This window comes from Flavobacterium sp., from assembly GCF_003525665.1.
Taxonomy (GTDB): Bacteria; Bacteroidota; Bacteroidia; order Flavobacteriales; family Flavobacteriaceae; genus Flavobacterium.
Map to the genome: position 1 here is coordinate 1 of NZ_DQDX01000171.1, position 3,247 is coordinate 3,247.

Below are 3,247 nucleotides of genomic sequence, written 5' to 3' on the forward strand. Positions count from 1 at the left end.
CTTGCCGTAAATTATTTAATATTAAATTGTTATCTGTTTCTTTGCAGTCCGAAAAATTATGATAAAAATTCAAAACATAACATCAATTGAGGCATTTGCCGTGCGTTATCCTGTTTTAAGGAGTGGAAAACCTATTGAAAGTTGTCAATTTGATGGTGATACTTTATCATCAACAGTTCATTTCGGACTTTTTGTTGATGAAAAATTAATAGGAGTTGTATCGGTTTTTCAAAATAATAATGGTACTTTTAAATATGAAAATCAATTCCAGATTAGAGGAATGGCAGTTTTACCCGAATTTCAGAAAAAAGGTTTCGGAGAATTGTTAGTAAAACAATCTGAAGAATATGTTTTGAATAAAAAAGGTACAATCATTTGGTTTAATGCTAGAGAAAATGCCGTTGGTTTTTATAAAAAAATTGGTTACGAAATAATTGGAACTCCTTTTTCTATTGCAGATATCGGAATTCACTATATAATGAAAAAGAAGTTGCATTATGCCCATGAATAAACTTTACCTACTAGTACTTCTTATAGTTTTTTCGAGTTGCAAGAGAAATAATACCTCTATTTCTTCTGCCAATGCTTCTTTCATTGACTTTACTATTTTTGAAAAAGAAAAGATAAAAATTGATTCTACTTATATTAATGAATATAAAAATGAAGAACTTAAATCCTTCTACAAAAATTATAATAATGAAACCGTTTGGGAATCTAAAAAATATAGAGATTTTATCATTTCTGAAATTAGTTTAGCCGAAAATGAAGGTTTAGAATCGAAAGATTACAATATAAATTCGATAAAATCATTCGAGGAAAAATATGACGATTTACCCGATTCACTTCTTGTAAAATATGATTTAATATTAACTTCAAGTATTCAATTATACCTAAAACACATAAGTTACGGGAAATTAAATCCGAAAAAATTATATAACGATTGGGATCTTGAAGATAAAAAATTAGACCTAAACAAACTACTTTTTGATTGCATTGACAATGATAAATTTGAAGAACTAGTTGAAAAATGTAAACCGCAACACATCATTTATAAACAACTAAAATCGTGTCTTGAGATTCTAAAAAAATTACCCGAAGACCAAGTTGGAACCATTGGTTTACAACAAAGAATACTTCCTAACAAAAAGAATAACTACATTCCTACAGTAAAAAAACGCCTTCTTTATTGGGGTGATATGAAAGAAAAAGACACCATTTTATCAACATTATATGATGCAAAAACTCTGGAAGCAGTTAAAATATTTCAAGCTAGACATGGTTTAAAACCCGATGGGGTAATTGGTAGAAGCACAATCGATGCTTTAAATTTCACGAAAGAAATGCGAATTCAGCAGGTTATAGCAAACTTAGAAAGATGGCGATGGTATGCAAATGATTTTGGCAATCACTATTTATTGATTAACATTCCCAATTATACAATCGTTGCAGTTAAAGATGGTGATACTATTCTGTCACAAAAAGTTGTTGTTGGAAAAGACACAAGACCAACTCCTATTTTAGAATCTAAAATTTCAAATATTAATTTGAATCCAAATTGGACTGTTCCACCCACTATTTTAAAAGAAGATATTTATCCAGAAGCCGAAAAAAATAGAGGTGTATTTAGAAAAAAAGGATTGCAAATTTTTAACAACAAGAATCAAGAAGTTAGTCCGTATTCGTGGAAAAAATCGGACGCTAATAAATACAAATACGTCCAAAATCCGGGCAGAAACAACTCCTTGGGATTAATGAAAATTAATTTCCCAAACAAGTATTCTGTATATCTTCATGACACCAATCACAGAGATTATTTTTCTTTAAACTACAGATCATTAAGTTCTGGTTGTGTTCGATTAGAAAAACCATTAGAAATGGCTGCTCACATTTTAAATGACACTACAAAATGGTCATTAAAAAGAATTATAGACACAACAGACATCAATCATTACAACAAGTTACGTTTAAAAAAACAGCTTGAGATTGATAAGAAATACGCCAAACTTATGGCCAAAGATCCAACTTTAGTATTAGAAAAGAAAGTACTTCCTAAACCACAATTAAAGACAATTGTTGTAAAAGTTCCTAATGATATTTTCGTTCATCAATTGTATTGGACCGCTTGGCAAAGCAATGGAACACTTCAATTTAGAGAAGATATTTATTGTTTAGACGCCGATTTGTATTCTAAATTAAGATATTAATCTAGAAGAATTAACGTCTCTTGAAGGATGATAGATATACAAACAAGATTTGTTTTTTATCATTTTAATAATGCTTTTACTCAACTCAACTGGTAAAGCAGGACAACCTTGACTTCTTCCCAATCTATTGTTATTTCTTGCAAAATTAGACGAAACATAATCGGCACCGTGAACCACAATTCCTCGTTGTCTAGCTTTATCATTTATGCCTTTCTCCAATCCGTCTAGTTTTAAAGACAAACCATGTTTACCCATATACGTTTCGCCAGTCATAAAAAATCCTAGGCTACTTTTATTAGATGAATTTACATTTGAAAAATTGGTTGCATAATCTAAACCCGAGTTTTTTCCGTGAGCAACTAATGTATTGTACACTACTTTTAGATTTTTCATATCAATAACCCACAACCTTTTAGATTGAGAACTCAAACTAAAATCGACAATAGTTAAAAAATCGTTTTGTATTTTTCCTTGTTCTTTCAATAAATTATAACCTTCAAATGCCGATGAAAAACTTTCTATGTTTGGAAGTTTCAAATTATTAGCATCTATTGAATTGTAAACAACAACTACTTTCTTAACAACTGGTGCGATTGCGATGCTTTTGGGTTTTGTCTCTTTCGGTAGGTTTGGAGAAAAAGACAATAACGCAATCAATAACTTTAATATAATCATAACTTGTTGGTATTCTTATTTATGGGTAAAATTTAAATCTGGGATGACAAATCTATAAAAGCATATCCGTCTTGTCAAATTAATTCTACACAAACAGTCGATAAAATGCATTTTTTAACGTTATAATGAAAATTTAATTATTTTTAATATGTATTTTCTTTCAAGAAAACATAAAAAAAATTAAAAAAATTAAAGATTTAGGAATACTATTACAATTTCAGTTGTGTAGTTTGGTAGATAAATTTATATTTGCCTAATAAACAAACGCATAAATGGCCAATAAAGTATTTTTACTATTCTCTTTTCTGATTATTTTTAATTTAAATAGTTATTCTCAAACGTTAAAAAAAACACTGAAAACAAATTTA

At 29.0% G+C, this 3,247-nt stretch carries 3 protein-coding genes; 2 read left to right on the forward strand and 1 reads right to left on the reverse strand.

Annotated features, from left to right (window positions below; genetic code table 11):
* Positions 1-58: 58 nt before the first annotated feature.
* On the forward strand, positions 59-511 hold the full coding sequence (locus tag DIU01_RS11925) for a GNAT family N-acetyltransferase (protein ID WP_290834744.1): 453 nt from the start codon (positions 59-61) through the stop codon (positions 509-511).
* Complete coding sequence (locus DIU01_RS11930; RefSeq protein WP_290834746.1) at positions 498-2,204, forward strand: L,D-transpeptidase family protein; 1,707 nt, start codon at positions 498-500, stop codon at positions 2,202-2,204. Before DIU01_RS11925 ends, DIU01_RS11930 begins: the two co-directional genes overlap by 14 nt.
* Here the strand turns inward: DIU01_RS11930 and DIU01_RS11935 are convergent.
* Complete coding sequence (locus tag DIU01_RS11935) at positions 2,193-2,879, reverse strand: murein L,D-transpeptidase catalytic domain family protein (RefSeq protein WP_290834747.1); 687 nt, start codon at positions 2,877-2,879, stop codon at positions 2,193-2,195. The two genes, DIU01_RS11930 and DIU01_RS11935, sit on opposite strands and share 12 nt — an antisense overlap.
* Positions 2,880-3,247: the final 368 nt, after the last annotated feature.